The organism is Pseudarthrobacter sp. ATCC 49987, assembly GCF_009928425.1.
In the GTDB taxonomy this organism is placed as follows: Bacteria; Actinomycetota; Actinomycetes; order Actinomycetales; family Micrococcaceae; genus Arthrobacter.
The window spans coordinates 40,629-63,985 of sequence record NZ_JAABNS010000003.1 but is presented as its reverse complement, the minus strand read 5'-3'; the positions used below and the strand labels follow the sequence as shown (position 1 = coordinate 63,985).

Genomic DNA, 23,357 nt, shown 5'->3' with positions numbered 1-23,357 from the left:
TTGATCGTTGTCCTGCGGGCCGCATCGTATTCGACCTCGCTCAGGAGGCTGCGAAGATGCTCACGGTCTCCCGCGTATTCCTCGCGGGACTCATCGAAGATTTGGAAGACGCCCTGGGCTCCCCAACTCCCCCACCGTGCCAGTGACGCTTTCTCGGCCTCCGTGGCCTGGCGGTTCCCGCTCTGCAGCGTCCGCAGTACTTCAAGGGCTGCTAGGTTCGCCCGGATGCGGCTGCGGGCACCCGATGGTGCCAGGTCGTCTTGGGATGAGGGGCGGAACCTGTCGGGATCGGTGGCTAGAGTTGTTCCCTGAGCTTCTGCACCTCGGCCATAAACTCCAGGTGTTCCTGGATACTCGGGTTCACGTACTCGTCCTCCTCGTCCGCCGTCTCCGGTGGCGAGAGCAGTTCGTAACGGACGATTTCCTCGGCCTGGTTCCGTGCCGCGTTCAACCGGCCGACCTTCTCCAGATAGCCCTCCCCCTGCGGGTCCGGTCCCGCGGTCTTCAGCAGCAGCCCGTCCACCTGTGCCTGGGCTTCCTCCCCCAGCTTGGTGAAGAAGTCCTCCGGGTCCTGGATCTGGCTGTAGCGCGTCGGACTTGCTGCCTTCCAGGCTTCCTGAGCCTGCCTGCCGTACTTGTTCATCACGATCCTCCTCTGGTGCCGCCCACAGAGCCTCAAAGCTCAGCTGACCATCTACTTGCTTCTTACGCCCTGCCATGACCGACCCCCTCTACTGAAAATATTTCAGTATTCACGGTAGTCGAGTTGAAGGTGCATTGCCTTCCACGATGCGCGGATCGGCAGCGCGGCGACCTTGGGTTGATAATTCTGTCTAGACGGAATTATTTTTTTAGACGATCTCGTATCGCTTCATCAAGGAAGTCTGTAATCGTGATTCCGTATTCCTCGATGTAAGCATCCATTTCGTCGCGGAGGCCGATCTCGATCTTGGATGAAAACGGCTCCATCCTTCTCTTGCCTCTCGGCCGGCCCGGGCCCGGCCCCCTCGTACCAACAGGCTCGAGATTTGCCTGGGCCGACCGCGCTTCGACAACGGGCTGCACATCAGGCCTCAACGATGGTGCTTCCGCTCTAGACGTTAGGACATCAACAACATCGGCGGCTGGCGCCTTTCGAATGGATGACTTTCTATCGACGGCCATCTACTTCTCCCCATCCAAGTACCGTGCGTGGGCGACAAACTTCTCTGTCATGATGGCCGCTCCCCTGCTGTTGATTTTTGTCAGCGGCGCCCTACTGCTGATGGAATCCTGCATCGCCGTCCTAAGGGGCAGGTGCGGATCCATCACGTCGCTGCCATACTCCGCTTCCAGTTCGCCGATCTGGAACGCGTGCTCGCCGGTCAGTGGTGAGCTGGTTTTGTTGATGATGATGCCGATGAATTCCAGGGCAGGGTTCAGGTGAGGCAGCGACTGCACCTTCTTGACTGTTTCCAGGAATTCAGTAACTCCCTTGACGGAGAATGCGGCCGGCTCGGTCACAACCAAGACTCGGTCAGCCCAGATCAGTCCATTCAGGGTTAGCCTCCCGAGAGCCGGCGGCAAATCAATGAGGACGTGGTCGTACTCTTCTAGTTCCTCTGCACCCCAAGCGGCAGCCTTGAGCCGCATCTCTGGAGTCATTATGCTTTCGGACTCCAGCCGCGCCAGCGACTCGGAACTCGGGATCAGGTCAATGCCAGCCCACGAGGTCTTGGTGATAGCTTGCCCGAGAGTACCGGCCTCCCCGCCGTAGAGGACGTCAAAAATGTCAAACTCTCCAGCCCCCTCAAGCGCGTCTGTGACGTTGGCCTGGGGATCCAGATCGATGACTAGAACTTTCTTGCCGATCAGCCGGAGCCCGGTGGCAAGTCCGAGGGTCACTGACGTCTTGCCCACCCCGCCCTTTCGGTTGCCTATGGCAGTCACTTTCATATTGCTCCTTCGTTTGAATACAGACTGACAGATTGATAGATGTACGTCAATCTATCAATCTGTCATGACAGAATTATTTATATAGTACAGAAATTTCCAGGCTACGCGCGCTATGCCTCGTGCAGGTCTGCAGTCCACGGTCATCCTCTGGCATCGACCGACGCGCCCTCCTGAAATCTGAAGACTTTGATGCGACGGGGGCTCCTTCAAAGCCTGCAAGGCCTGATTGATAGTTGTACGTCAATCTATCAATCTGTCATGACAGAATTATTTATAAAGTAAAAAATTCCCAGGCTACGCGCGCTATGCCTCGTGCAGGTCTGCAGTCCACGGTCATCCTCTGGCATCGACCGACGCGCCCTCCTGAAATCTGAAGACTTTGATGCAACGGTGGCTCCTTCAAAGCCTGCAAGGCCCGATTGATAGACGTGCATCAATCCGTCAATCTGTCATGACAGAATTATTTAAATGTATGGTTTCCGCCGCCATAGCTTGATCCTCTCAGCGTTCTGGGTCAGGCTCCGCCGCACAAAGAACATCGTTGCCGCCGAGCCAATTTATACCGGCAGTATTTGTTAAAGGTTCCATGATCGTGCAGAGCTTCAGGCCACTCGCCACAGCGTCCCACACCAGTCCAGTTCGTTTTCTGAGGGAGGGATCCAGTAGAGGTCCGATTCGCCGTCTTCTACTTCGTGTTCTGCAAGTTCAGGTACCAAGTTCCTGTCCAGCCATGCGTGCCAGGCTGCGCGCTGCATTCGATGCCGGCGGATCTGCTCTGCTGCATCGTCAAGCGCCCCGAGCCGGCGGGCCAGCGCGGTAAGGCTGGTTGCGGCCGTAATTGCCCATTGTCCGTGCCGACGTTCGATCATGTTGTAGCTAGTCATAGAGCCCAGGGCCGTTTCTACGGCTGTGCGACTGAGTCCTGTGGACCGGACGATTCCTGCCGTGGTGGGGGAGAGGCGTCCGCGTTCGATGGATTCGTAGACCAAGGCAGCGGCGTCGCCCAGGGCCCGGAAAACGGGGCGGATGCCATGGATTTTTCCGCTGCGCCAGGAGAGTTCCCGGGCGAGTTGTTCAAAGTGCCGGGGGAGCTGGATCACGTATGCATCAGCGTTACGGCCGCGGGCATCGGAGACTTTAGTCAGGATGCCATCTGAGGCTTGTTCGAGCGTCCGAAGGAGCCTGGCGATGGTGCCATGGTGTTTGCCCATGGCGGTGGCAAAAGTACGGCAGCCTACGTCCAACAGATCGGTCTCCATGGTTCGCATGTAGCCAAGTACCGCCCGGAGCAGCAGGCGCAGGCTAAGGCCCTCGCGGCCGTGTTCTTTCAGCCGGTGATCTAAGACTGCGTAGAGGATATTTTCGAGATCGTTCACGAGCTGGTGTGTGCCAGCCTTGCTGCTGGTTCTGCTGGCCCCCCCTGTGGGTTTTGGGGGGCTTGTGTCGTTAATACGGGTAGTCCTTTTCCCTGTTGGCGAGGTTCCCCGTTTTTGGATCCACCGGCAGGCCTCGGCCCACTCTTTGTCGATCAGGCGTTCCTGCCGGTCGGTGTTGGCGTAGAGGGCCGCGAGGCCGGGGAACTGGCCGCCCAGCTCGAGGCGGACCTGATCCAGGGTCCAGCCACAGGCGGCGAAGTGGTTCAGCACCGCCATGCGGGCCTCTGACGGGCTGGCGTACTTGGCCGTGTCGTACAGGCCGGTACGGGCCAGCGCCCGCAAGGGGGACTGGCTCCCACCGAAGGGAACGGGGGAAATACCGTGCGCTGTCGCGGTGGCGACCATCTTGGCGGCGCGGTCTTTGAGCTCGCGGGCGCGTCTGACCTCCGGCGCCAGAGCCAGCCGGAGCGCAGCGACAGCGCTGGCGGGATTACGGCGGCGCAGGATGTCATAGGCAGTAGCCAGGGGAGTGGCCAGGATCTGGTGACCGCCGGACTTATGCGCCGAACCCGGAACCCGGATACAGCCGTCGGTGACGTTCTGATGCGGACTGGGATCGAGACTCGGAGCGAGGAGCGTCATGGCTTCGACGAGTTCCCGGGCCTCCGGGCCGCTCACTCTTTCTGCGAGCGGGATGTAGAGGTGGCGCCCGCCGCTGGGAGAAACGTCAGCGACGTAGCGGACACCGCAACTTTCCAAGAGGTTCCCGAGCCGTTGGGCGTCGTCATCGACGACGCCCTGCAGCGCTTTGGAGGTATCCAGGTCAAGGCAGAGCGAAGCCACAGAGCCATCCGCACCATGGATAAGGACGGCCGCCGGCCGCGTCGGCACCGAAGCAGTGATCCGTGGCGGGTTCTGCGGCCGCGGGTACTGGAACCGTCCGCCAATCCAACGTCCCAGGCGGTAAACCGGGACGCCGGCGATCAATGGGGCGAGAGCCCACGCCATATCGGGCGTGACTTGACCCGCCGAGCGCGGTGCGTCCGTTGTTGACGACACGGCAGGTACAGGTACCATAGACAACAGCTAGTCCCTTCGGGGTACAGCAAATGGAGCGCCCCTCACGGGGAGCTTGGTAAGTTCAGATCGTCGTCCGGCAAGATTTCGGATCTGAACGGCATACTTTTGAAGGCCCGCGAAAGCGGGCCTTCAGTCTTTAACTGGCCTTAGCGATAGGCAAAGCCTCCTGGCCAGTGAGGTGGTCTAGATCGATGGTTTTAAGGTGTGCATGCACGAGCCTAGCGATGAGGTCACTGCGGCTTTCATTAGTGGCGTTTACGACGGCCGCAAGTTTCTCGGCGTCCGAGATGGGCAAACGCGCCGTGATTACGTGACGCTCACCCTTGCTTAGCTGTGGCACTTTCCCTCCCAGGACCGAAGTTACTTTCTATACACAACATGAATCAGATTCTATTAAGTGGGAAGGTGGTCGGCGTGTCGCCCGAGGCCGCCGAAGGGAGGTTGTCATGAGCCTCCCCTTACTGTTGCTTTGATGTAGGGCTTCGAGCCATGGGGGTTCCTTTTACTCCTTTGACAGCGCCTGTTTTCGGAAGCTTGGTAGGGTGGCTCCTTGCCAAGGCGCGTCTGGCGCTGATTTCATAGTACACATTACTGAAATTTTTTCAGTGGATTACCGGAGCCGTAGGACATGGAACAGGCCACATTGACCGCTGACGTCATCGAGACCTTGAACCTTCCGGCGTACCCGGATCTGGGCGACCTCGTGACCGCGGTTGAAGAAAAATACGGCAAGCCTCTGGTCTTCGAGGAGGGCACAGTGGACAGCCTCGGGGAAGGCGTCACCGGCCACTGGATCGATACCCCGAGCCATGGCATCGTCAGTTACCTGCGGGGTGCCAAGGCTTGGAGTGTTCACGTCGTGCTACATGAACTGAGCCACATCCTTTTGGGCCATAAGGGGAAGCCTCTCGATGGACTTATCTCGGGGTCTTTCTTCTCCGGTATTGGCAAACGGAACGGTGTCAGTTGGATGTGCCGTGCAGTGGACGTTCCCCTGGACGAGGCGGAAGCTGCCGCCGAAAATTTGGCCTTCGGCCTGGCACGGATTCTGCATGCTACGCCCGTGAAGGAAGCCACGAAGGCCGAACGAGTGTTTGGCCTATGATCGCTGCCGCGTTCTGGATTCTGGCAGCGGTATTTGTCTTTCGCCTCTATTTTGTAGCTCGCTGGGGCGCTTCAACGGCATTTGCCGGTGCGATCGGCATCGGGATCCTCGGCCTCTTTCTTACGGGCGTCGTCGTACCTGAAGCAACCATTGATGCGGCCTTGGGCGGCGTAAACTTTCTTCACCTCGTTCGCAATTTGTGTGTCACAAGCGCCGTCTGGCTGGTGCGACAGGGAATCTTCGCCGCCTATTCTGCGGATGAGAGCTACCGTTCACGCTTCAGCCACCGACCCTTGGCAGCTGGCCTTGGAGCCATCGCGATCACCGTTCCGTTCCTGTGCCAGGAGTTCGTTCCGACGACTTTGAGCTTCGTGCCGGAAAACGTCGAGCAGCTGCCGGTCTTCGTCTATGCCAGCGTCTACATGGGCATTTTGACGCTGTTGACCGTTTCTGTTCTTCGAATTTGCCTCCGGCCTCAGGAAAGCCTGCCCGTCCGCGTGAGTTCGCGGGTTGTTGCATCCGGCATGGCTCTGGTCGCAGTAGCTTCGGTCGAAGAGATCGCCTACATGACCGCCATGCATATCAATGTGGGCGGTTCGTCTCTCCACCAGGTTCTGTACGTCCTGTTCAATCCGCTGTTCTACGGCGGGGTTCTGCTGACTTCTCTTGGGCTGGGCATTCCGCCGGTGGTTAAGGTGTGGCGCCGCCTGCAGCTTTGGGACCGAGCAGCCTTAGTCTTTCTTACGGCCACGCTGGGCAGAGCATATTGGGGACTCTCCCGAACGGCTTGGCTGGAGGCCATCGTGAGCAGCTTCTATGCAACGCACCCCTCCGTGCGCCTGTACGAGTACGTCATACGCTCCAGCGATCACAAGGTCGCTCTCTCGGAGCGATCCACACCCATGCTTGCCGGCCGTGTCCTAGACGCAGTCCAAGCCCGATTTGATGGCGGCGTCGGTTCTCTGGAATCTGTGCTGCCGGTAAAGGCACCTCAGTGACAGCAGAAACCGCGACGCTAGCCACCGCAGAGAGATCCTCCACAGCCATCGGGCGTGTGGCCCGGTCCGCAACCGAGATTGCGCAGCCGCCTCTGGTTTTGTCCCTTCTGCTGATTTTGGCTTCTCTGCTGAGTGACCAGTGGATGGTCTCTATCTGGTCGGGCATTATCGCTGCCCTTTTCATCTGCCTGGTGCCGTTTGCCGTCGTACTGTTGCTTGCCAAGAGGGGCCAGTTGACGGACCACCATGTTGGAGACAAGAAACAACGCCGCCCGGTCATGCTCTGGACCTTGGGCTCGTCGCTGCTTGGCTGCGCAATCCTCTCGCTCATGGGCGCGCCCCAGCCAGTCTGGGGGCTAATTGGCGGGATTCTCTGCGGGATTGTGGCGCTCATTCTGGTCAGTCCGATCTGGAAGATATCGGGCCATGCAATGACGTTGGGCGGCGCGACCGTGTCAGCTGTGCTGATGTTCGGCTGGCTGGGGCTTCCGTTCGTTGTGGCGGCCCCGCTTGTCTGCTGGTCCAGGGTTTATCTCCGGGACCATTCAGCTCCTCAGGTCATTGCCGGGTTTATAACGGGCGTAGTCGCATTCGGAGCCTCATATACTCTCATTGTCGGCTGATTTTTCACGTGGCATCCCACGAAGCCGCCAAGGTCTACAAGTGGCCTCAACGATGACGGAATTAAAAAGGAGGGCTGTGACTTCGCTACCACTGGCAGAGCGCTGCCTTCGGGATGTGGCCGCCCTCGCTGGCCGGGAGCAGGATCACGCGTGAATTCGAACGACAACCCCATAGATCCTCGCAGCGATAAAGAGGTTCTCGCATCGAAAATCCAGCTTCTTCTGGACATCGTTCATGCCAAGGACGCCGACAGTTTCACGTACGAAGACGTTCGACAGGGACTGGCCGAACAAGGGCTCACGCTCACAAGAACGCGCTGGCACCGGCTACTGGCTGGCTCTCCTGATAACCGCTGGGATCCGGAGCTATTGAAGGCACTGGCTTACTTTTTTGACGTTGACGAGAACTACCTGCTTCAGCGCAGCGGGCCCATCCCGGAGCGCGTGGAGGCCGAACTCAGACTGATAGAGGCCTACCGCATTGCCGAGGTAGAGCACTTCGCCGCGCGGGTTCTGGGAGAAGTGAACATCGATGCCCTTCGTGCGGTGACAGAAGCTCTCCGAAACCTTCCGCCCAGGCCCGAGAAAAAAAGTCCGCCCAACTGAAAAATTTTCACTACTGAATTTTTTTCAGTAGACTCTGGAGCATGACATGCTCCAGGCGCCCACTACGGCCTGACCATGCACATTGAGTGGCATCAAAGGCATAGCCCCTACGACAGGCTTGGGGGCAGTAGGGGCTACACCCCCGCAGCATGCGCACCTCAGCTGTGCATTCAAGCCGCCCCCCCAATGCCCAACTCCCGGCGCTCCCGCCTTTGATTCAAGAAATCTCGGCGTGGGCTTCATGCTCGAGCGCTGGGACATTCGAAGCCTATTCTCCCGACAGATAGCTCATGTAGACGAGGCCGCATTCCCGCAACCTGCCCAGGTCTATGGAGTAATGAATGCGCTGCCCGTTGCGGACACCGACTTCGCCCGCAGCGGAGACCAACCCTTCGGCCTCAAGTGTCTTGATATGCGTGTAGACCTGCCGGTAGTCCACGCCAATGCGCTTGGCGATGTTTCCCGTCGTGTCGCCGTCAAGATGCTGGGCCAGGTCCCTGATAACAGCCGCCCGCAGGGTGTTGGCGTTGAACACACTCAAAGCCTTTGCAGCCTCTTGCGGCTGTCCGGGGAGTGGCTTGTAGATGCGGGGCATTCGTCAATTCTCACTCACCGCCGCGCCCTCATGAAGTACCAACATATTTTTGGTGATGTTAGCATCACTATAAAAATGATGCTATTGATTGCAAGTGTCCGCCAGGACAACCAAGAGGGGGAATTATCGTGAAGCCAAAAGGACTTCTGATCGGCACTGCGGCTATTGTGCCGATGCTCTTCCTGGGTTTGATCCTGTCGATGGTTCTGCTCTTCGGGCCGACACCTGCTGCGGCCGACTGCGGCCCGGCCGTTTCCGTCGCGATCAGCGCCGACACCAAGGTTGAGGGCTACACCCAGGAGCAGCTGCAGAATGCCGCAGCGATCATGGGCGCCGGAAAGGCGCTGGACTTGTCGGTAAACGGGCAGGTCATCAGCGTGATGGTGGCCCTGGGGGAGTCGGGGTTGCGGGTCCTGGATACCGGCGACGGCGCGGGTCCGGATTCCCGGGGGTTGTTCCAGCAGCGCGACAACGGCGCGTGGGGTTCCCACGCAGACCGCATGAACCCCACCACGAGCGCAACGAACTTCATCAAAGCCCTGAAAGGCGTGGCCGGCTGGGAGCTGTTGGAACCGACCATTGCCGGCAACAGGGTCCAGCGCAACGCCGATCCCTACCACTATCAGAAGTACTGGCCCGAGGCCGTCAAACTCGTCCAGGCGCTCTCGAACTCGAAGTTCTCCCTGCAGGGCAGCGACTGCGCGGTCCCCGGACGGTCCGGCGCGGGGGACGACTACCCGTGGAAGAACTCCCCGACCTGGTTGCAGGCCGGCGCAAACGCGTCCAGTACCTCGCCTCTCGGCATGTACTACCGCGAGTGCGTGGACTTCGCCCTCTGGCGGGTCAACCAGCAGATGGGTTCAACGAAAGCTCCGTTCAAGTTCCTCAACGGCTCCTTCCGCCCCGACGGGCAGGGGCTCGGCTCGGCCCTGACCTGGAAGGCCGGCTGGGACGCAAAGGGCTGGGACTCCGGCAGCACGCCCCGGGTCGGCGCCGTTGTCTGGTACGCGCCCGGAGCCGGGGGAGCGGACCCGAACTTCGGCCACGTCGCCGTGGTGAAGGCCGTCAACGCTGACGGGACCTACCTGGAAGAGGGCTACAACGGCAACCCGGCCCCGGCGGACCACAGCTACTACACCCGGACCGTGGCCAACACCGTCCCCTCCGCTTTCCTGTACCTGCCCACCCAAGAGGAGAAAAAGTGAAAAAGCCCGTGACCTTGATCGGTGTGGCGCTGCTCTGCGTTTCGTGCGCACCGGCAGGCAACACCCCGGCAGCGCCGTCGGTATCAGCGGCCGCCAGCCCCACCTCATCCGCGCAGGTCTCCCTGAGCGCCAACAGCGGACCCCAGGCACCGGGCGGCACTATCCCCGCCACCATCGGCATCAGCTGGGATCAGGCCAGCAAGGACGAAGCCATGGACGTCGCAGAGAACGCCATGACGGATTTCGCCCGTCCCACGGTGGAGGACAAGCAGTGGGCCAACGACCTGGCCCGCTGGCTGACCCCACAGGCCACCGCCGACTACTCGGCAGTGGACCCGGCCAACATCCCCGCATCCCGCGTCACCGGGACCGCCACCCTCAGCGTCGATGAAACCAACGGCTTCGGCGTCACCGCCGCGGTCCCCACCAACGCCGGGACCTACACGGTGCAGCTGCTCCGCACCGGCAAGGACGCCCCGTGGAAGGTCAACCGACTCACCCCGCCCGCCTCCTAAAGGCCGGCACGTCCCCCACACACGTAAGGAAGAAGCTCATGGGCACCACACCAACGCAAGTTATGGCCTTTCCCAACATCAGGGCCATCGTCCGGGACAACGGCACCGCCGAGGTCATCGTCGCGGGCAACTCCCGCATCGTCCCTGCCGGAGACTCCATGCAGGAACTCCGCAACAACGCCCTGGCCCTCATCGTGGGTGAAGCCCAGACCCTTCAGCGCCCCGTCCGGGTCCGCATCGAGGACCCCGAAGGACACGGTGAACTCATCGTGCGCCCGGACAACAAGATCGAATCCGTCTCCTACGAGCCCGCTCCGGCCCGCCGCAGGGCAGAAGCCCCCGAAACCACGCCCGCGACCGCAGCGCCGGCCATCATTGAGACCGCACCCGCACCCGAGCCCATGGCGGTTCCTGCCCCTGCCGCATCGGTGGACGCCCAGCCGTGGCCGCCCGCCCCCGCAACGGCCACCCCGGAACCACAGACAGCTGCCGTTGTTGAGGAAGCCGCGCCAACCCGGCGCAGCCTGAAGGAAACCTCGTTCCTGGTCAGCGCCCCGGTCCTCGAACCTGCCACCCAAGGCTGGCGCGGAACACTCACACGCCTGGGGCTCCGGATGGATCCCTCCGAGGAAGAACTCACCGAACGCGAGGACATCCGCACGGTCAGCCAGCACTGGCCCGGCCCCCGGACCATCGCCGTGGTCAACCGCAAGGGCGGGGCCAACAAGACCCCCACCGTGGTCATGCTCTCGGCCATCCTCGCCCGCTACAGCGGCGCGGCCACGGTCGCGTGGGACAACAACGAATCCCAGGGCACCCTCGGATGGCGGACGGAAAAGGGCGCCCACGACCGCAGCGTCCTGGACCTGATCGACGCCTCCACCGAACTGCTCTCCCCATCCACGAACGCCGCCGAAATCGCCAAGTTCGTCCACCACCAGACCGCCGACAAGTTCGACGTCCTCCGCTCGGATGAAAACGAAGAAGGCGACCACGAAGTCACCGCCGAGGAAGTCGACATCGCCCACCAGGTCCTCACCCGCTACTACCGCCTCGTGGTCATGGACTCCGGCAACACCGCCAGGGCCGCGAACTGGCGCCGGATGATCGACCACACCAACCAGCTCGTCGTCCCCGTCACCGCCATCGAGGACCGCGCAGAAGCCGCCAGACTGACGCTGCAGACCCTGGAATCCCGGGGCGGGCACGACGCGGAACTCGCCCGCAACGCCGTAGTCATCGTCTCGGAATCCACCGACGCCAAGCGCAGCATGAGCGGCGAGGCGCTGAAGCGGGCCAAGGACGAGGCCCAACGGATCGCTGACGGCTTCGCCCCGTTCGTCCGCGCGGTCGTCCGGATTCCCTACGATCCGGCACTGGTCAACGGCCCCATCCGCTACGAAGCCCTCCAGCCCGCCACCCAGCGGGCATGGCTGGCGGCCGCGGCCGCCGTCGCCGCCGGCTTCTAAACCACCCACCACGGACTCTGAAAGGAGGCAACCATGCAACAGTCCCTGAACCCCTGGATCACCCACCCGGCCCCGGCCGACGGCGCGGACACTGCAGCCCCGGAAGCTCACGAGCCGCCGGAGGCCGTGATCAGTGAACCTCTGAGGGGAATGGTCGAACCGGACGCCGCAGACCGTCTGGCCCGCCGCACCGTCGCCGGCTCCGCAGCACTGTGGGTCACCGGGGCCCACGGTGGATCCGGTGAAAGCCGCATCGCTGACCTGATCGGAGGGGGACGCGCCACCCACTGCTGGCCTGTCCTCCAGGACGGCAGCAAGCCCCGGGTGCTGCTGGTCTGCCGCGCAGACATCCGCGGCCTGACAGCGGCACAGAGCGCCCTGATGCAGTGGGCATCGGGCGCGGCGCCCGCGGTTGATCTGCTCGGCCTCGCCGTACTTGCGGACGCACCGGGGAAAACTCCCAAACCCTTACGGGACTTCGCCGCCATCGTCGGCGGGGGAGCCCCCCGGTACTGGACCCTGCCCTGGGTAGAAGCCTGGCGGCACGGAGACTCCACCACCCTGCCGGCGGCCCGCGAGTACCAACGCTTCATCACTGACTTAGCCGCCCTGGCTACCGACACCACAACCGGCACCACCCACTGAAAGGTCTCACCATGAACTCCCTCTCCGTACTTGCAACAAGCGTCATCCCCAACCCCACCCCCGTTGTCCCGGCACAGGCGGGTGGCCTCCTCACGATCCTGAACTGGGCCTCCGGCATCGGCCTGGTCCTCGGTGTCCTGGGCGTGATCATCGTCGGCATCGGCATGGTTATCCAGCTCCAGCGCGGCGAGGGCGCTCAGGCCATCGGCAAGCTCGGCTGGGTCCTGATGGGCTGCATCATCATCACCGGTGCCTCCGGCATCGTCCGCGCCTTCGTCTAAACCAGCACCAACAACGGGAGGTTCACCATGAGCCAGTCAACAGAGAGCACCACCGAAAGCAATCCGTTCACCAAACCCGGTTTCATCATTGCTGCCGCGCTGGTGGTCGCGCTGATTGCAGCAGCCGTCGTCATCTTCCTGCTCCCCAAGGGACAGGACAACGCCCAGCCGGGCCCCGCTGCATCGCCGGACAGCGCCTCCGCAACACCGACAAAGTCAGCAGACGCGGCGGGAAAAAGCATCTGCGGGCTGCCGTCAAGCACCGAGACAGCCCTGGGAACAGCGCCGAAGTCCAAGTGGGAACTCGTTGGAAAAATGGCCGTACCCACCGACCCCAAGACTTCCGGCCCGGGACAGACCGACTCAGACGGATTCCGGTCTTGCTTTGCGCATTCACCGGCCGGGGCGCTCTATTCCGCCATGAACGTTGGCGCACTGGGCTCGGCGGGTTCGCCGCAACTTGAGGTGAAGCTGGCGGACAAGCTCCTCGTTCCGGGCAACGGACGCGACGCTGCTATGAAGGAGGCCGCGAGCTCGAGTGCCTCCAGTGGATCCGACACAACCATTCAGGTCAAGGGTTTCTCCATCAAGTCCTACACGGCCTCGGAGGCCAATGTGGACCTAGCTTTTGAGACAAACAAAGGAGTCCTGGTCCATACGATCCTGTCGATGCGTTGGATGGACGGTGACTGGAAAGTGAAGCCGGCTGACGACGGGGTAACTTTCAGCGGCGTCTCCCAGCTCAGCGACCTCAGCGGTTTCATTCTCTGGTCAGGCGTCTGAGATGGCTGAGTGCAAATGGGGGGAGCTGACGTGCGTCGCGGGGAACATCGCAGCCGGAGCAGTTGACGACGCCATAACAAACCTGGCGAATTCGATCATGGAGGGCATGAGCCAGATGGTGACGACTCTGTCGACTTTCTGGGTGTCCATGCCCACGGTGAACCTGGCCAGCTCTGACGGTGCGACGCCGAGTCCCGTCGTCTCGGTGGTGAACAGCGAATTGATGGTCTGGACTCTGACGCTGGCGGTCCTCGCGGTCATTCTCGGTGGCATCCGGATGATCTGGGAACAACGCGGAGCACCGCTCAAGGATCTGCTCCGGTCCCTCATCACGCTGGCCCTGGTCTCGGGGCTTGGCCTCGGAGTCATCTCGATCCTGGTCATCGCCGCAGATGCTTTCTCGGCCGAGATCATCAAGCGTTCCACGGACGGTAAGGGCTTTGCCGAGTCGATGAGCCTCCTGGTCGTGTCCGGCCAGACAGGGGTTGGCGTGTTCATCCTCATCGTTCTGGGCTTGATCGGTCTGATTGCCTCCCTCGTCCAGATCGTTCTGATGGTGGTCCGCAGCGGCATGCTGGTGATCCTCGCGGGCATCCTGCCCACCACCGCAGCTTTCACCAACACCGAGATGGGACGGCAATGGTTCCAGAAAGCAGTTGGCTGGACTATCGCGTTCATCCTCTACAAACCTGCCGCAGCCATTGTCTACTCGGTCGCATTCCTCCTCATGGGTAACAACAGCGGGAAGGATTCATTGATCACTTCCATCACGGGCTTCACGTTGATGATCGTCGCGCTGTTCGCTTTGCCGGCGCTGATGCGTTTCGTCACCCCGATGGTGGGGGCGGTCGCGTCCGGCGGGGGAGCAGGAGCAGGGGCTGCCGTGGGGGCCATGGCCACAGGCGCCGTCTCCATGGGCCGCAGCGGGAGCGGTAAAGGCAACTCCGCCCCGACACCGGCCAGCACACAAACCAACCAGTCAGCTGTATCTCCGAAGGGCAGCACCGGAACAACCGGACCCCGGGGCAATGGCGGCCAGCCCACACCCGGAGCGACCGGTCCGGGCGGGGCCACCAGCGCCGCCACAGCCGGCGCAGCAGGCACTACTGGTGCAGGGGCAGGAGCTGCCGCCGGCAGTGCAGGCGCCGCGTCGGGTGCAGCGTCAGCCGCCGGCCCGGCCGGCATGGCCATCGCCGCAGGAGCACAAGCAGCGTCCAGGGTTTCCCGGGCCGCACAACAGACCGCGCAGGATTCAACCGGCCAATCAGAAACAGCGGAGGGCCCCAGTGGCAGCAATTAATACCGAATACAAGGAACCGTCCTACGGCAACTGGCGCGTCCCGCGCTCGGCCGGGCTGGGCAACCTCGGAGCTATCGGCACCGGCATTGTCATGGCCGGGTTGTTGCTGGGCATCATCAGTTTCGCCATCTGGGGCCTGCTCCCGGGCCTTGCTGTCCTGGCCGTCGCCGGGGCGGCCGCCCTGCTGCTGACGGTCAAGGACAAGCACGGCCAGTCCGTTGTTGACCGGTTCGGAACCCGGATGAGCTTCCGTCTCGCCAAGTCCTCCGGAACGAACCTCTACCGTTCCGGCCCCCTCGGGGTCACGGCCTGGGGCATGTACCAGCTCCCGGGCCTCGCGGCGAAGTCCACCCTGTATGAATTCACCGACTCCTACAAGCGCCCGTTCGCCCTCCTGCATGTGCCTTCCACCAGCCATTACACCGTGATCTTCTCCACCGAACCCGACGGTGCGTCCTTGGTGGACCCGGAGCAGGTTGATGCGTGGGTGGCGAACTGGGGCGGCTGGCTCGCCGGCCTCGGGGATGAAGCGGGTCTGGACGCCGCCGCGGTGACGGTGGAGACCGCACCGGATTCGGGCTACCGGCTCCGCAATGAGGTCATGATGAACATCGACCCGAACGCCCCGGAGTTTGCCAAAGACGTGCTCAACGAGGTCGTGAACACGTATCCGGAAGGGTCGGCCACGGTCCGGGCCTGGGTGTCCCTGTCCTTCTACGCCTCCCTGCGGGCAGGATCGAAGAAGCGCACACCTGAAGATGTGGCCCGGGACCTCGCGTCCCGGATCCCCGGGCTGTCGGCCCGGCTGCAGTCCACCGGTGCCGGGATCGCCCGTCCGATGTCCGCGCAGGAACTCTGCGAGGTCGTCCGGATCGCCTACGATCCGCCCGCCGCGCTGATCATTGACGAAGCGCACTCCGCCGGCTCCCCGGTTTCCTTGACCTGGGGCGAAGTCGGCCCCTCCGCGACGCAGGCGTCTTGGGATGACTACCGGCACGACAGTGCGTTCTCCGTCTCATGGACCATGACAGGTGCCCCGCGCGGTTCGGTGAACTCCTCGGTCCTGTCCCGGCTGCTGGCCCCGCACGGGGACATCGACCGCAAGCGCGTTTCCCTGCTCTACCGGCCGATGGATTCGGCCCGGGCCGCGGCCGTGGTCGAGCGGGACCAGAACAACGCCAACGTCCGCATCACCTCCGGGGGCCGCCCGTCCGCCCGTGCCCTGGTCGATGCCCGCTCCGCCGTGCAGACCGCCCAGGAAGAAGCCCAGGGTGCCGGGCTGGTGAACTTCGGCATGGTCGTCACGGCCACCGTGACCGACAAGGAACGCCTCGCCGATGCCGTGGCCGCCGTGGAACAGACCTCGGGCACCGCCCGGGTGCTGCTGCGCCGGGCCTACGGCGCCCAGGACACCGCGTTCGCCGCGTCCCTGCCGCTGGGTCTGGTCCTTCCCAAGCACAGCCTCCTGCCCTCCGAAATCAAGGATGCGCTCTAGTGGCTCTCAAGGACTTTTTGACGTCAAAGACAGTAAAGGGTGCGCCCAAGAAGAAGGGTGAGACGGCACAGCGTCAGCCCGGGCCCTCTGCCCGGGGCTGGACCGGGCGCGGCGGCGGCATGGCCGCCCTCGTGCCGTCCGTGAAGGAATACCGGGGAACCACGGTCCAGGTCTGCGGGCTGTGGCCGTTTTCCTCCGGGGCGTCCTCGCCCATGATCGGCGTCCCGCTCGGACGCCATGAGGAGACCCAGGCCACGGTCTGCTGTGACCCGATCAGCTGGTTCCAGCGGGCGCGGCTGATTTCCAATCCGTCCGCGTTCATCCTGGGCAAGCCGGGGCTGGGCAAGTCCACCGTGGTGCGCCGGATGTTCATCGGGCTCTCCGCCCAGGGTGTTCACCCTCTGATCCTCGGGGATTTGAAAGGCGAGCACGTCAAAGCGGTCCAGGCTCTCGGCGGCCAGGTCATCAGGCTCGGCCGGGGAGTGGGCTACCTGAACATCCTCGATCCCGGCCAGGCCGTCGAAGCCGCGCAGCTGCTCGAAGACAGCGGCCACCATGAGGACGCGACCCGGGTCCGCGCTGACGCGCACGGCCGGCGCCTGACCATGGTTGTCTCCCTGATCACGATCAGCCGGAACAACCCGCCCACCGATCAGGAACAGACGATCCTGGACCGGGCCCTGCGGGTCCTCGATGACCGGTTCGACGGCGTCCCGGTCCTCAAGGACCTTCTGGACGTGATCATCTCCGCACCGGACGAGCTGCGGCAGGTCGCTTTGGACCGCGGCGACATGGACGTCTACCTGCAGGAAACCCGGGCACTGGAAGCAACCCTGCTGGGCCTGACCGGCGGCGGGAAGCTCGGAGAAATCTTCTCCCGACACACCACCAACCCCATGATGCGCGACCGCGCCGTGGTCTTCGATGTCTCCAGCATTGACGAGACCGAAACCGACCTCCAAGCTGCCATTCTGCTCGCGTGCTGGTCCTACGGCTTCGGCACCGTCAACGTCGCCAACGCCCTCGCGGACGCCGGCCTGGAACCGCGCCGGAACTACTTCGTGGTCCTGGATGAGCTGTGGCGGGCGCTGCGCGCCGGTAAAGGCATGGTGGACCGGGTGGACGCCCTGACCCGGTTGAACCGCTCCGTCGGTGTCGGTCAGATCATGATTTCCCACACCATGTCCGACCTGCTGGCGCTGCCGGCGGAAGAGGACCGGATGAAAGCCCGCGGATTCGTGGAACGCTCCGGCATGGTGATCTGCGGTGGCCTCCCGGCCTCCGAGATGCCGTTGCTGACCTCGGCCATTCCGCTGTCCCGGCAGGAGCAGCAGAAGCTCATCTCCTGGCAGGACCCGCCCGCCTGGGACTCACGCGGGCTCGACGTCGAACCTCCCGGACGTGGGAAGTTCCTGATCAAGGTCGGTGGCCGGCCCGGGATCCCGGTCCTGGTGGGACTGACATCTTTGGAGCAAGGCCCGGATGGAGTCAACGACACGGAGGGGAAGTGGCGTGAAAACGTTGAGAAGTTCGCGTGAATTTTGACGCTTTTGGCGGGAACTTGAGCATGCCCGGGGGTTGCAGCGGGTGTGGGTGCTCAGGTTCGGGGAACCTGTTCGCCTTCAAGGGTGAGGTCGGGGTGCTCGACGGTGTTGAGGTAGCGGGTGGCGCCTTCGACGCTGAGCCCGAACAGGTCGCAGATGCGGCGGATGTCGCCGCCGGTGGCGTGGATCTCGTGGAGGATTCGGTCCTCGCGCAGCGCCTGGGGCCGCAGCGTCAATCCGGTCCAGGGGTACTGCCGGCTGACGGGCAGGAGCCGGGGCGCCGTACGCCGGTTGATGAGCAGGTGCGGGTTGGCACTGCCTGGCCAGGTTCGGTTGCGCTGGTCGAGCCAGGCTGCCAGGCGGGTGCGCACGGGCGCGGCCAGCGGAATGTCGCGGGTGCCGAGTACCAGGTGTCCGTCGCTGATGTCGGTGAGGCGCAGCTCGCTGAGCTGTTTCTTGGTCAGTGCGTGGAAGGCGACCAAGGCAACCGCGAGGGCGACGACCGGCTTCGGGGAGTTCAGCTCCTCGCGGATCGCTGCGGCGTCCAGGGCGAGAGGGATAGTGCTGGCCTTCGGGGACGCCTTCATCCCGCGGGTCGGATTGGCGAAGATGAGCCGGCGGCCTTTGAGGGTCGTGAAGAGCGACTTGAGTCCGTTCCCGGCGATGTGGCGGCGGGCCGTCGTTTCGTCCAGCGCGGCTGTGATGTCGGTGCGGGTGACCTCGGCGAAGGATTGGAGGCCTGCTCCGGCCCAGGCGTGGATGATGGGTTCGATGCCCATGATGTGCGCCCTGATGGTCTGTGGGTCGCGCGGGATCTGCCGTGGCGCCTGGTGGGCGCCGTTGGTCAGGACCTGCAGCCACACCTCGAGCTGGTCCTTCATGACCGGTGGCAGGGTGCTGGTCTTGGCAGCGAAGTAGCGTTCGAGCCGGGTCGGCCGGTCCTCGATGAGCAGGCCGGCCGCGGCCAGCACGTCGATCGTGGAGAGGACGTTGCCGGAGTATTGGCGCAGCTGGAGGACGTCGGTGGCGCGGATCTTCGCGGTCGGGCTGAGCCGGAAACCCTGCAGCAGCCGCAGCGAGCGGGTTACGTCGTTGCGTTGCCGCTTGCTCCAGCCGGCCCTCTCGGCGTGTTCACGGACGATGGCGGCGCAGTAGCGGGTCAGGTCCCTTTCTTCGAGGCGGAGACGCGCTGCGACGACGGCGGGATCGGGCGCCATATCGAACAACGTCATCTGCCCGCCGTGGTCGGCAGCAGATCCGGGGCCGGGCGGGTTGTTCTTGTCCCGCCGTTTCCATGGGGCGCGCTGGTCCGGGCTCAAGTGTGGTGCTCCGCGGCGGTGGAAGCTCATGTTGGCGAAGAAGAGCTGGTGGCCATCCCTATTCGCGCCGGCCAGGTCCAGGCCGTGTCCGGGCTCCTGGACCATTCGGGCCTGCTCCAGACACAGCCGGCAGGCCCGCCGCTCTCCGACACGGGCGGCGCGCCCGCAGAAGTCGCAGACTCCTTCCGGGTAGTGGGAACGCCACCATCGACACGGCCAGCACGTCCACTTGTAGCGGCGGTAGACACCCCACGCCAGACAGTCCTTGCACGAGCCTGGGTATTGTGGGCTGCCGGGATGGCAGCCGGCACACATGCCCTGGCTGAAGTAGCCCATGTCGGTTCCGCACTTGGAGCACGGCGGTGCAATGAACGGCCCGCCGGGAAGGCAGACATAGCAATAGTCCACCCGAGGGAAGGTCCAGGCGACACGGTTGATTTGGCAGCGGGGGCACATCGATGGCGGCCGCAGCGGCGCCGTCGGGCCCGGGGCAGGACTCACAACAGCCCTGCCTATAGGGGCGGTTCGGACCGCGGCTTGCCGAATCTCGGCGTGACGACCGGCGATGCCCCGCCATTGCCGGCGCCGTGGCCCTGGTCATCGCCGTTGACGGTCTCGGTGGCGCGTGGACGACGTGCCGCGACCTTGTCCGGCTCGGGGCTCATCAGGTCCGTCGGCGTGCACTTCAACACTGAGCAGAGCACGTCGAGCTCTTCGAGTCTCATCGTCGCCGGTGTCCCGGCCCACCACGAGGACATCTTCCCGGCGCTGATCTCCAGCCCGGCATCGGCGAGCATCCGGCGCATCTGCGCTGACTTCCAGACCCCGCGTTCGGCGGCTCTGATCCGCAGATTCCACAGCACGGCATCATCCTTCCTTCTGTGTGGTTGCGAAGCGGGATTCGACCCGCTCATTGGCGTTCTTCCAGGCCAGCTCGACGTGCTCGCTGCGCACGTGGATGTAACCCGAGGTAGTCGAGAGCCACTGATGCCCCAGCAGCTCTTGAAGCGCTTTGATGTCCATTCCGGCCCCGTAGAGCGAGGAGGCGCAGTAATGCCGCAGAACGTGGGGCGTCATCCGTCCCGACCAGGCCGGCAACCACTGCTCGACCTGCAAGCCCAGGCTGCGCCGCAGCGCGTTGCCACCGACCCGGCCGCATCGTCCCAGCTCGCGGTCGAACCGCTCCGAGGGGAGCAGGGGTGCGTCGGGGTCGCCCCAGTCCTCGCCGTACTGGTGTCGGACCTCGCCCAGCCACCAGTCGATCAGCTCGGCCGCGCCGTTGATCGCGGGTACCAGACGCGGCTTCGGGCCACGGCCCTGTGCTCCCTTGCCGAACCGGACGTGGAGCTTGCCGAACCCGCCCAGGTCCGGGCGCCAGTCCCGGATGTCGAGCATCACCGTCTCGTTGATCCGCAACCCCAGCCGACGCCACAGCGAGGCAGCGAAGTAGTCCCGCGCGGCGGGCAGATACTTGCGGGCCTGCGGGATCGAGTGCCGCCAACAACTAAAGAACGCGTCGATCTCGGCATCGGACGGCGGCACTCTGACGTTGCCCAGCGACGCCCCGGACTGGCGGTTGAACTCATCGATGGGCTGCTCGACCAGTACCCCGGCCACCCGATGGATCCGGCCCTGGTAACGGCTGATCATGAACTCGTAAAACAGCGCCAGCGTCCCGGCCTTGCCGGCTCTGGTGCTCACACTGCGACCCAGCCTGCGCTGTTCGGCCAGGAAGCGGTCGGCGTCCTGGCAGGTCGCCGCCCACAGCGGGCCCGTCACCGACCGGGCGAATTCAATAATCGTCGCCCGGGTATTGCGGATATGCGGATCGCTCAAACCAGCCGCTGCCATCGCCAGCGCGTACTGGTCAACGATCTCCTGCTCGAAATCCTCGGCCGCCTGCACACTCCAGAACGCCGGATCCATGGCGCCGCCACCGGGCAACGCCACCAGCACCATCAGCTACCAACTTCAGAAGGAGCGAGCATGCGTCGACATTACGCCCAAACCGTCACTCTCGTCGATGGTTCGTCGGTTCGGGCCCCAAGGGGCTCCGAACCGAAATCACCTGCTCAAACGCGAATCCCGGCCGCAGAACAGGCCAACGAACCTGAGCGAATAGAGATAGAAGGGGGAAACTGATGAGACCTACCGAGCTGTCCAGCACATCCGCGTGGAACCCTTTCACCAGCAACAACCCTGCTGACCGCGAACTTGAAGCAATTTGTGCAGATCGACGGGCAGCCTTTTCTGAGCTCTGGCATCGATGGGGCCTTGTGACGGTCTATGCTCCCGCTGAACGCATGCACAAGATATTGGGGAAATCTGAAGACGGCACGAGCCATTTTGGCGTAAAGTCAGCGCTGCCCTCATTCAACCCGGACGATGTCCTGGTTGTCACCCACCAGGGGTCGGATCCGCGCCCGTCACGGTCTCTTTGGGTACGCAATGAATACAGTGGCTATTTGCGTGCTTTTATGTCATTTCTTCGGGAACATCACGGATACCGGGGAGGCTCTTCTCTCGCAGCAATCGGCTACGACGTGGATCATCTAAGGAACAAAGCAAGGACACCGGACGGTACTTATATCAGGGTCGAGCCTGTAGCCTCAGCCGCCAACCGCCGATGGGGATCGACATTCGAACGAGCCGCCTCACACCCTGGTTTCACCAGGAAAAAACCCATGGGTACGGTCGATTGGTTCATCGCCGCAAAATTCCAAGGCGTATTCCCTCCCCGTTCACCCCGTGACAAAGCCGGCTTAAAGAGGTTGGGACTGCTGAAGGTTTAGTTGACAGCTGGGGTTGATAATTTCTTACGCGGCTGAGGCCGCGTTTTTTATTGTCTCAAACTCGATTGGTGTCAGCCGTCCGAGGGCACGTTGACGGCGTTTGCGGTGGTAGCTGCGCTCGATCCAGGTCGTGATGGCCAGCCGGAGCTCGGCCCGGGTCTCCCATCGTTTCCGGTTCAGGACGTTCTTTTGCAGCAGGGAGAAGAACGATTCCATCGCTGCATTGTCACCGCATGCCCCTACCCGGCCCATCGATCCGTTCAGGCCGTAGGTGTTCAGGGCCAGGACGAACTTTCTGGATCTGAACTGGGACCCTCTGTCCGAGTGGACCACCGTGCCCGCCGGTTTCCTGAGGGCCACGGCGTGGTCCAGGGCGGCGACGGCCAGGGACGCTTTCATCCGCCCGTCCATCGAGTACCCGACGATCCGGTTTGAGTGAAGGTCCTTGATCGCGCACAGGTACAGCTTGCCCTCCCCGGTGTGGTGCTCGGTGATGTCCGTGAGCCATTTCCGGTTCGGTGCCGTGGCGCTGAAGTCCCGTTCGACGAGGTCATCGTGGACCGGCGGGCCGGCCTTGAGCCCTGACCGGCGCCGGCGGTGGATCACCGAGAGGATGCCGTTCTCCGAGCACAGCCGCCAGATCCGGCGTTCACTGGCCCCAGGGCCGGGACCGGCGTTGATCTCATCGGCGATGAACCGGTATCCGAAGGCAGGATCGTCCCGGTGGTGATCGATGGCGGCGTTGATCAGATGCGCTTCTTCCCAGTCCCGGGCCGGGACGGGATTGGCGGCCCACTGGTAGTAGGCCTGTCTGGAGAAATTCAGTACCCGGCAGGACACTGCCACGGGAACCCGGATCGGGGCGTCCCTGGCAGCCAGCTCGCGGACCAGCGGGTACATCATTTTTTTGGGTTGATGTCCCGGGACAAGTAGGCCACGGCACGGCGCATGACTTCGGCTTCCTGTTCCAGGAGCCGGATGCGTTTGTTGGCCTCCCGCAACTTCGCGGCGTCATCGGACACCGCCCCGGACTTCACGCCGTCTTCTCTGTCGGCGATCTTCATCCAGCGGTGCAGGGCAGCGGGCGAGACACCGAAGTCCTTGGCGATCTGGATGATGGGCGCTTCGCCCTTGCGGGCAACCGCGACGACATCGCGGCGGAATTCTTCGGGAAAGGCTTTGGGCATGATGAACATCCTTCCACCCGCAAGGATCAAATCCTCACAGGCAAAGTGTCAATCAAACCTTCAGCAGTCCCCTCCTTGCTTTGGCCTGGCAGGGAGTTCTGGTCAGCGGGTGGGTCTCAATCGCCCTCACGCACATTCTTCTCAACCGGACACAGAAGGAAGAACACGGGTTGCTCGGAGACGAGCACTACCGGCAGGTCCACTACCCGGGCCTGATCGCCTGGGCTGTGGCCACCGTGATTGGTATTTTTCTCACCAGTGCTTTCCCCTGGGGTGCGACCTGGGGCCCAATCGCAACCGTGGTTGTAGCCAGCGGCCTGTACGCAGCTCTGCGCGGAGCACTCAGGCAGCACAGCGCCCTGCATGCCCCGATGGAGGCCGGTACAAGCCCGGTATAGGCCGAAGCCCGGCGCAGGTAGCTATGCGAGTCCAACGATTGCCGGCCGCGCCTGTCCTCACGGACGATCCAGCTAATCGCATGCGTTCATCAAACATGACGCACGC

General features: G+C 63.2%; 23 protein-coding genes. 14 read left to right on the top strand and 9 right to left on the bottom strand.

Translation table 11 applies throughout. The annotated features are described in order from the left end of the window. Positions 1 to 295 precede the first annotated feature (295 nt). From GXK59_RS19895 to GXK59_RS19880, 4 genes are all read right to left on the bottom strand, one after another. A complete protein-coding gene (locus tag GXK59_RS19895; RefSeq protein ID WP_160669353.1) occupies positions 296 to 643 on the bottom strand; it encodes a TnpV protein in 348 nt (115 codons plus the stop codon). Positions 644 to 843: 200 nt separating this feature from the next. Further along, the gene (locus tag GXK59_RS19890) at positions 844 to 1,164 is read right to left on the bottom strand and encodes a hypothetical protein (RefSeq protein WP_160669323.1); all 321 of its coding nucleotides are present in this window, start codon (positions 1,162 to 1,164) and stop codon (positions 844 to 846) included. Then, a complete protein-coding gene (locus GXK59_RS19885) occupies positions 1,165 to 1,935 on the bottom strand; it encodes a ParA family protein (RefSeq protein ID WP_160669322.1) in 771 nt (256 codons plus the stop codon). A gap of 602 nt (positions 1,936 to 2,537) precedes the next feature. Further along, positions 2,538 to 4,154 (bottom strand): hypothetical protein, encoded by a 1,617-nt coding sequence (locus GXK59_RS19880; RefSeq protein ID WP_237394037.1) that lies wholly within the window; start codon positions 4,152 to 4,154, stop codon positions 2,538 to 2,540. 865 nt (positions 4,155 to 5,019) lie between these two features. Between GXK59_RS19880 and GXK59_RS19875 the strand changes: the two genes are divergently transcribed. The 4 genes from GXK59_RS19875 to GXK59_RS19860 all read left to right on the top strand — a co-directional run bounded on the left by GXK59_RS19875 (position 5,020) and on the right by GXK59_RS19860 (position 7,723). Beyond that, on the top strand, positions 5,020 to 5,496 hold the full coding sequence (locus GXK59_RS19875; RefSeq protein WP_011689804.1) for a hypothetical protein: 477 nt from the start codon (positions 5,020 to 5,022) through the stop codon (positions 5,494 to 5,496). Next, a complete protein-coding gene (locus tag GXK59_RS19870) occupies positions 5,493 to 6,494 on the top strand; it encodes a hypothetical protein (protein ID WP_160669320.1) in 1,002 nt (333 codons plus the stop codon). The genes GXK59_RS19875 and GXK59_RS19870 overlap by 4 nt, the downstream gene beginning before the upstream one ends. After that, on the top strand, positions 6,491 to 7,117 hold the full coding sequence (locus tag GXK59_RS19865) for a phosphatase PAP2 family protein (RefSeq protein WP_160669319.1): 627 nt from the start codon (positions 6,491 to 6,493) through the stop codon (positions 7,115 to 7,117). The genes GXK59_RS19870 and GXK59_RS19865 overlap by 4 nt, the downstream gene beginning before the upstream one ends. 150 nt (positions 7,118 to 7,267) lie before the next feature. Then, positions 7,268 to 7,723, top strand: coding sequence for a hypothetical protein (locus GXK59_RS19860; protein ID WP_160669318.1), 456 nt, complete (start codon positions 7,268 to 7,270; stop codon positions 7,721 to 7,723). Between the two features lie 268 nt (positions 7,724 to 7,991). On the opposite strand, the gene GXK59_RS19855 is transcribed toward GXK59_RS19860, so the two are convergent. Further along, complete coding sequence (locus GXK59_RS19855; protein ID WP_160669317.1) at positions 7,992 to 8,318, bottom strand: helix-turn-helix domain-containing protein; 327 nt, start codon at positions 8,316 to 8,318, stop codon at positions 7,992 to 7,994. Positions 8,319 to 8,491: 173 nt separating this feature from the next. Between GXK59_RS19855 and GXK59_RS19850 the strand changes: the two genes are divergently transcribed. The 9 genes from GXK59_RS19850 to GXK59_RS19810 all read left to right on the top strand — a co-directional run bounded on the left by GXK59_RS19850 (position 8,492) and on the right by GXK59_RS19810 (position 17,549). After that, a complete protein-coding gene (locus tag GXK59_RS19850; RefSeq protein ID WP_160669351.1) occupies positions 8,492 to 9,523 on the top strand; it encodes a CHAP domain-containing protein in 1,032 nt (343 codons plus the stop codon). Beyond that, a complete protein-coding gene (locus GXK59_RS19845) occupies positions 9,520 to 10,038 on the top strand; it encodes a hypothetical protein (protein WP_160669316.1) in 519 nt (172 codons plus the stop codon). The genes GXK59_RS19850 and GXK59_RS19845 overlap by 4 nt, the downstream gene beginning before the upstream one ends. A gap of 38 nt (positions 10,039 to 10,076) precedes the next feature. Further along, positions 10,077 to 11,507: a chromosome partitioning protein ParA gene (locus GXK59_RS19840; RefSeq protein WP_160669315.1), complete on the top strand. Its 1,431-nt coding sequence runs from the start codon at positions 10,077 to 10,079 to the stop codon at positions 11,505 to 11,507. A gap of 33 nt (positions 11,508 to 11,540) precedes the next feature. Next, positions 11,541 to 12,152 carry a DUF6668 family protein gene (locus GXK59_RS19835; RefSeq protein WP_160669314.1) on the top strand — a complete coding sequence of 204 codons (612 nt, stop codon included), beginning with the start codon at positions 11,541 to 11,543 and terminating at the stop codon, positions 12,150 to 12,152. 11 nt (positions 12,153 to 12,163) lie between these two features. Then, positions 12,164 to 12,433: a hypothetical protein gene (locus tag GXK59_RS19830; RefSeq protein ID WP_160669313.1), complete on the top strand. Its 270-nt coding sequence runs from the start codon at positions 12,164 to 12,166 to the stop codon at positions 12,431 to 12,433. A 27-nt stretch (positions 12,434 to 12,460) separates the two neighbouring features. Beyond that, positions 12,461 to 13,216 (top strand): hypothetical protein, encoded by a 756-nt coding sequence (locus tag GXK59_RS19825; RefSeq protein ID WP_160669312.1) that lies wholly within the window; start codon positions 12,461 to 12,463, stop codon positions 13,214 to 13,216. Between the two features lies 1 nt (position 13,217). Beyond that, complete coding sequence (locus GXK59_RS19820) at positions 13,218 to 14,516, top strand: type IV secretion system protein (protein WP_160669311.1); 1,299 nt, start codon at positions 13,218 to 13,220, stop codon at positions 14,514 to 14,516. Then, complete coding sequence (locus GXK59_RS19815) at positions 14,503 to 16,011, top strand: SCO6880 family protein (protein WP_160669310.1); 1,509 nt, start codon at positions 14,503 to 14,505, stop codon at positions 16,009 to 16,011. Before GXK59_RS19820 ends, GXK59_RS19815 begins: the two co-directional genes overlap by 14 nt. A gap of 119 nt (positions 16,012 to 16,130) precedes the next feature. After that, positions 16,131 to 17,549 carry an ATP/GTP-binding protein gene (locus GXK59_RS19810; protein WP_160669350.1) on the top strand — a complete coding sequence of 473 codons (1,419 nt, stop codon included), beginning with the start codon at positions 16,131 to 16,133 and terminating at the stop codon, positions 17,547 to 17,549. Positions 17,550 to 17,608: 59 nt separating this feature from the next. On the opposite strand, the gene GXK59_RS19805 is transcribed toward GXK59_RS19810, so the two are convergent. From GXK59_RS19805 to GXK59_RS19795, 3 genes are all read right to left on the bottom strand, one after another. Further along, positions 17,609 to 18,979 (bottom strand): hypothetical protein, encoded by a 1,371-nt coding sequence (locus GXK59_RS19805; protein WP_232223691.1) that lies wholly within the window; start codon positions 18,977 to 18,979, stop codon positions 17,609 to 17,611. Positions 18,980 to 19,386: 407 nt separating this feature from the next. Beyond that, a complete protein-coding gene (locus GXK59_RS19800) occupies positions 19,387 to 19,737 on the bottom strand; it encodes a helix-turn-helix domain-containing protein (RefSeq protein ID WP_011689820.1) in 351 nt (116 codons plus the stop codon). Positions 19,738 to 19,741: 4 nt separating this feature from the next. After that, positions 19,742 to 20,833 (bottom strand): tyrosine-type recombinase/integrase, encoded by a 1,092-nt coding sequence (locus tag GXK59_RS19795; RefSeq protein WP_160669309.1) that lies wholly within the window; start codon positions 20,831 to 20,833, stop codon positions 19,742 to 19,744. Positions 20,834 to 21,015: 182 nt separating this feature from the next. On the opposite strand from GXK59_RS19795, the gene GXK59_RS19790 reads away from it, so the two are divergent. Then, on the top strand, positions 21,016 to 21,666 hold the full coding sequence (locus GXK59_RS19790) for a hypothetical protein (protein WP_160669308.1): 651 nt from the start codon (positions 21,016 to 21,018) through the stop codon (positions 21,664 to 21,666). 24 nt (positions 21,667 to 21,690) lie between these two features. Here the strand turns inward: GXK59_RS19790 and GXK59_RS19785 are convergent. After that, positions 21,691 to 22,853, bottom strand: a protein-coding gene (locus GXK59_RS19785) for an IS3 family transposase (RefSeq protein ID WP_160664497.1) whose coding sequence is annotated in 2 segments (ribosomal slippage) — positions 21,691 to 22,572 and positions 22,575 to 22,853 — 1,161 coding nt in all. Because the reading frame shifts where the segments join, the coding sequence is not laid out codon by codon here. Positions 22,854 to 23,357: the final 504 nt, after the last annotated feature.

Coding starts and splice junctions, on each gene's coding strand:
- GXK59_RS19855 (WP_160669317.1), bottom strand. CDS start 8,318: ATGCCCCGCATCTACAAGCCACTCCCCGGACAGCCGCAAGAGGCTGCA.
- GXK59_RS19870 (WP_160669320.1), top strand. CDS start 5,493: ATGATCGCTGCCGCGTTCTGGATTCTGGCAGCGGTATTTGTCTTTCGC.
- GXK59_RS19885 (WP_160669322.1), bottom strand. CDS start 1,935: ATGAAAGTGACTGCCATAGGCAACCGAAAGGGCGGGGTGGGCAAGACG.
- GXK59_RS19810 (WP_160669350.1), top strand. CDS start 16,131: ATGGCCGCCCTCGTGCCGTCCGTGAAGGAATACCGGGGAACCACGGTC.
- GXK59_RS19830 (WP_160669313.1), top strand. CDS start 12,164: ATGAACTCCCTCTCCGTACTTGCAACAAGCGTCATCCCCAACCCCACC.
- GXK59_RS19790 (WP_160669308.1), top strand. CDS start 21,016: ATGAGACCTACCGAGCTGTCCAGCACATCCGCGTGGAACCCTTTCACC.
- GXK59_RS19895 (WP_160669353.1), bottom strand. CDS start 643: ATGAACAAGTACGGCAGGCAGGCTCAGGAAGCCTGGAAGGCAGCAAGT.
- GXK59_RS19890 (WP_160669323.1), bottom strand. CDS start 1,164: ATGGCCGTCGATAGAAAGTCATCCATTCGAAAGGCGCCAGCCGCCGAT.
- GXK59_RS19875 (WP_011689804.1), top strand. CDS start 5,020: ATGGAACAGGCCACATTGACCGCTGACGTCATCGAGACCTTGAACCTT.
- GXK59_RS19805 (WP_232223691.1), bottom strand. CDS start 18,979: ATGGTCCAGGAGCCCGGACACGGCCTGGACCTGGCCGGCGCGAATAGG.
- GXK59_RS19850 (WP_160669351.1), top strand. CDS start 8,492: ATGCTCTTCCTGGGTTTGATCCTGTCGATGGTTCTGCTCTTCGGGCCG.
- GXK59_RS19820 (WP_160669311.1), top strand. CDS start 13,218: ATGGCTGAGTGCAAATGGGGGGAGCTGACGTGCGTCGCGGGGAACATC.
- GXK59_RS19825 (WP_160669312.1), top strand. CDS start 12,461: ATGAGCCAGTCAACAGAGAGCACCACCGAAAGCAATCCGTTCACCAAA.
- GXK59_RS19835 (WP_160669314.1), top strand. CDS start 11,541: ATGCAACAGTCCCTGAACCCCTGGATCACCCACCCGGCCCCGGCCGAC.
- GXK59_RS19795 (WP_160669309.1), bottom strand. CDS start 20,833: ATGGTGCTGGTGGCGTTGCCCGGTGGCGGCGCCATGGATCCGGCGTTC.
- GXK59_RS19840 (WP_160669315.1), top strand. CDS start 10,077: ATGGGCACCACACCAACGCAAGTTATGGCCTTTCCCAACATCAGGGCC.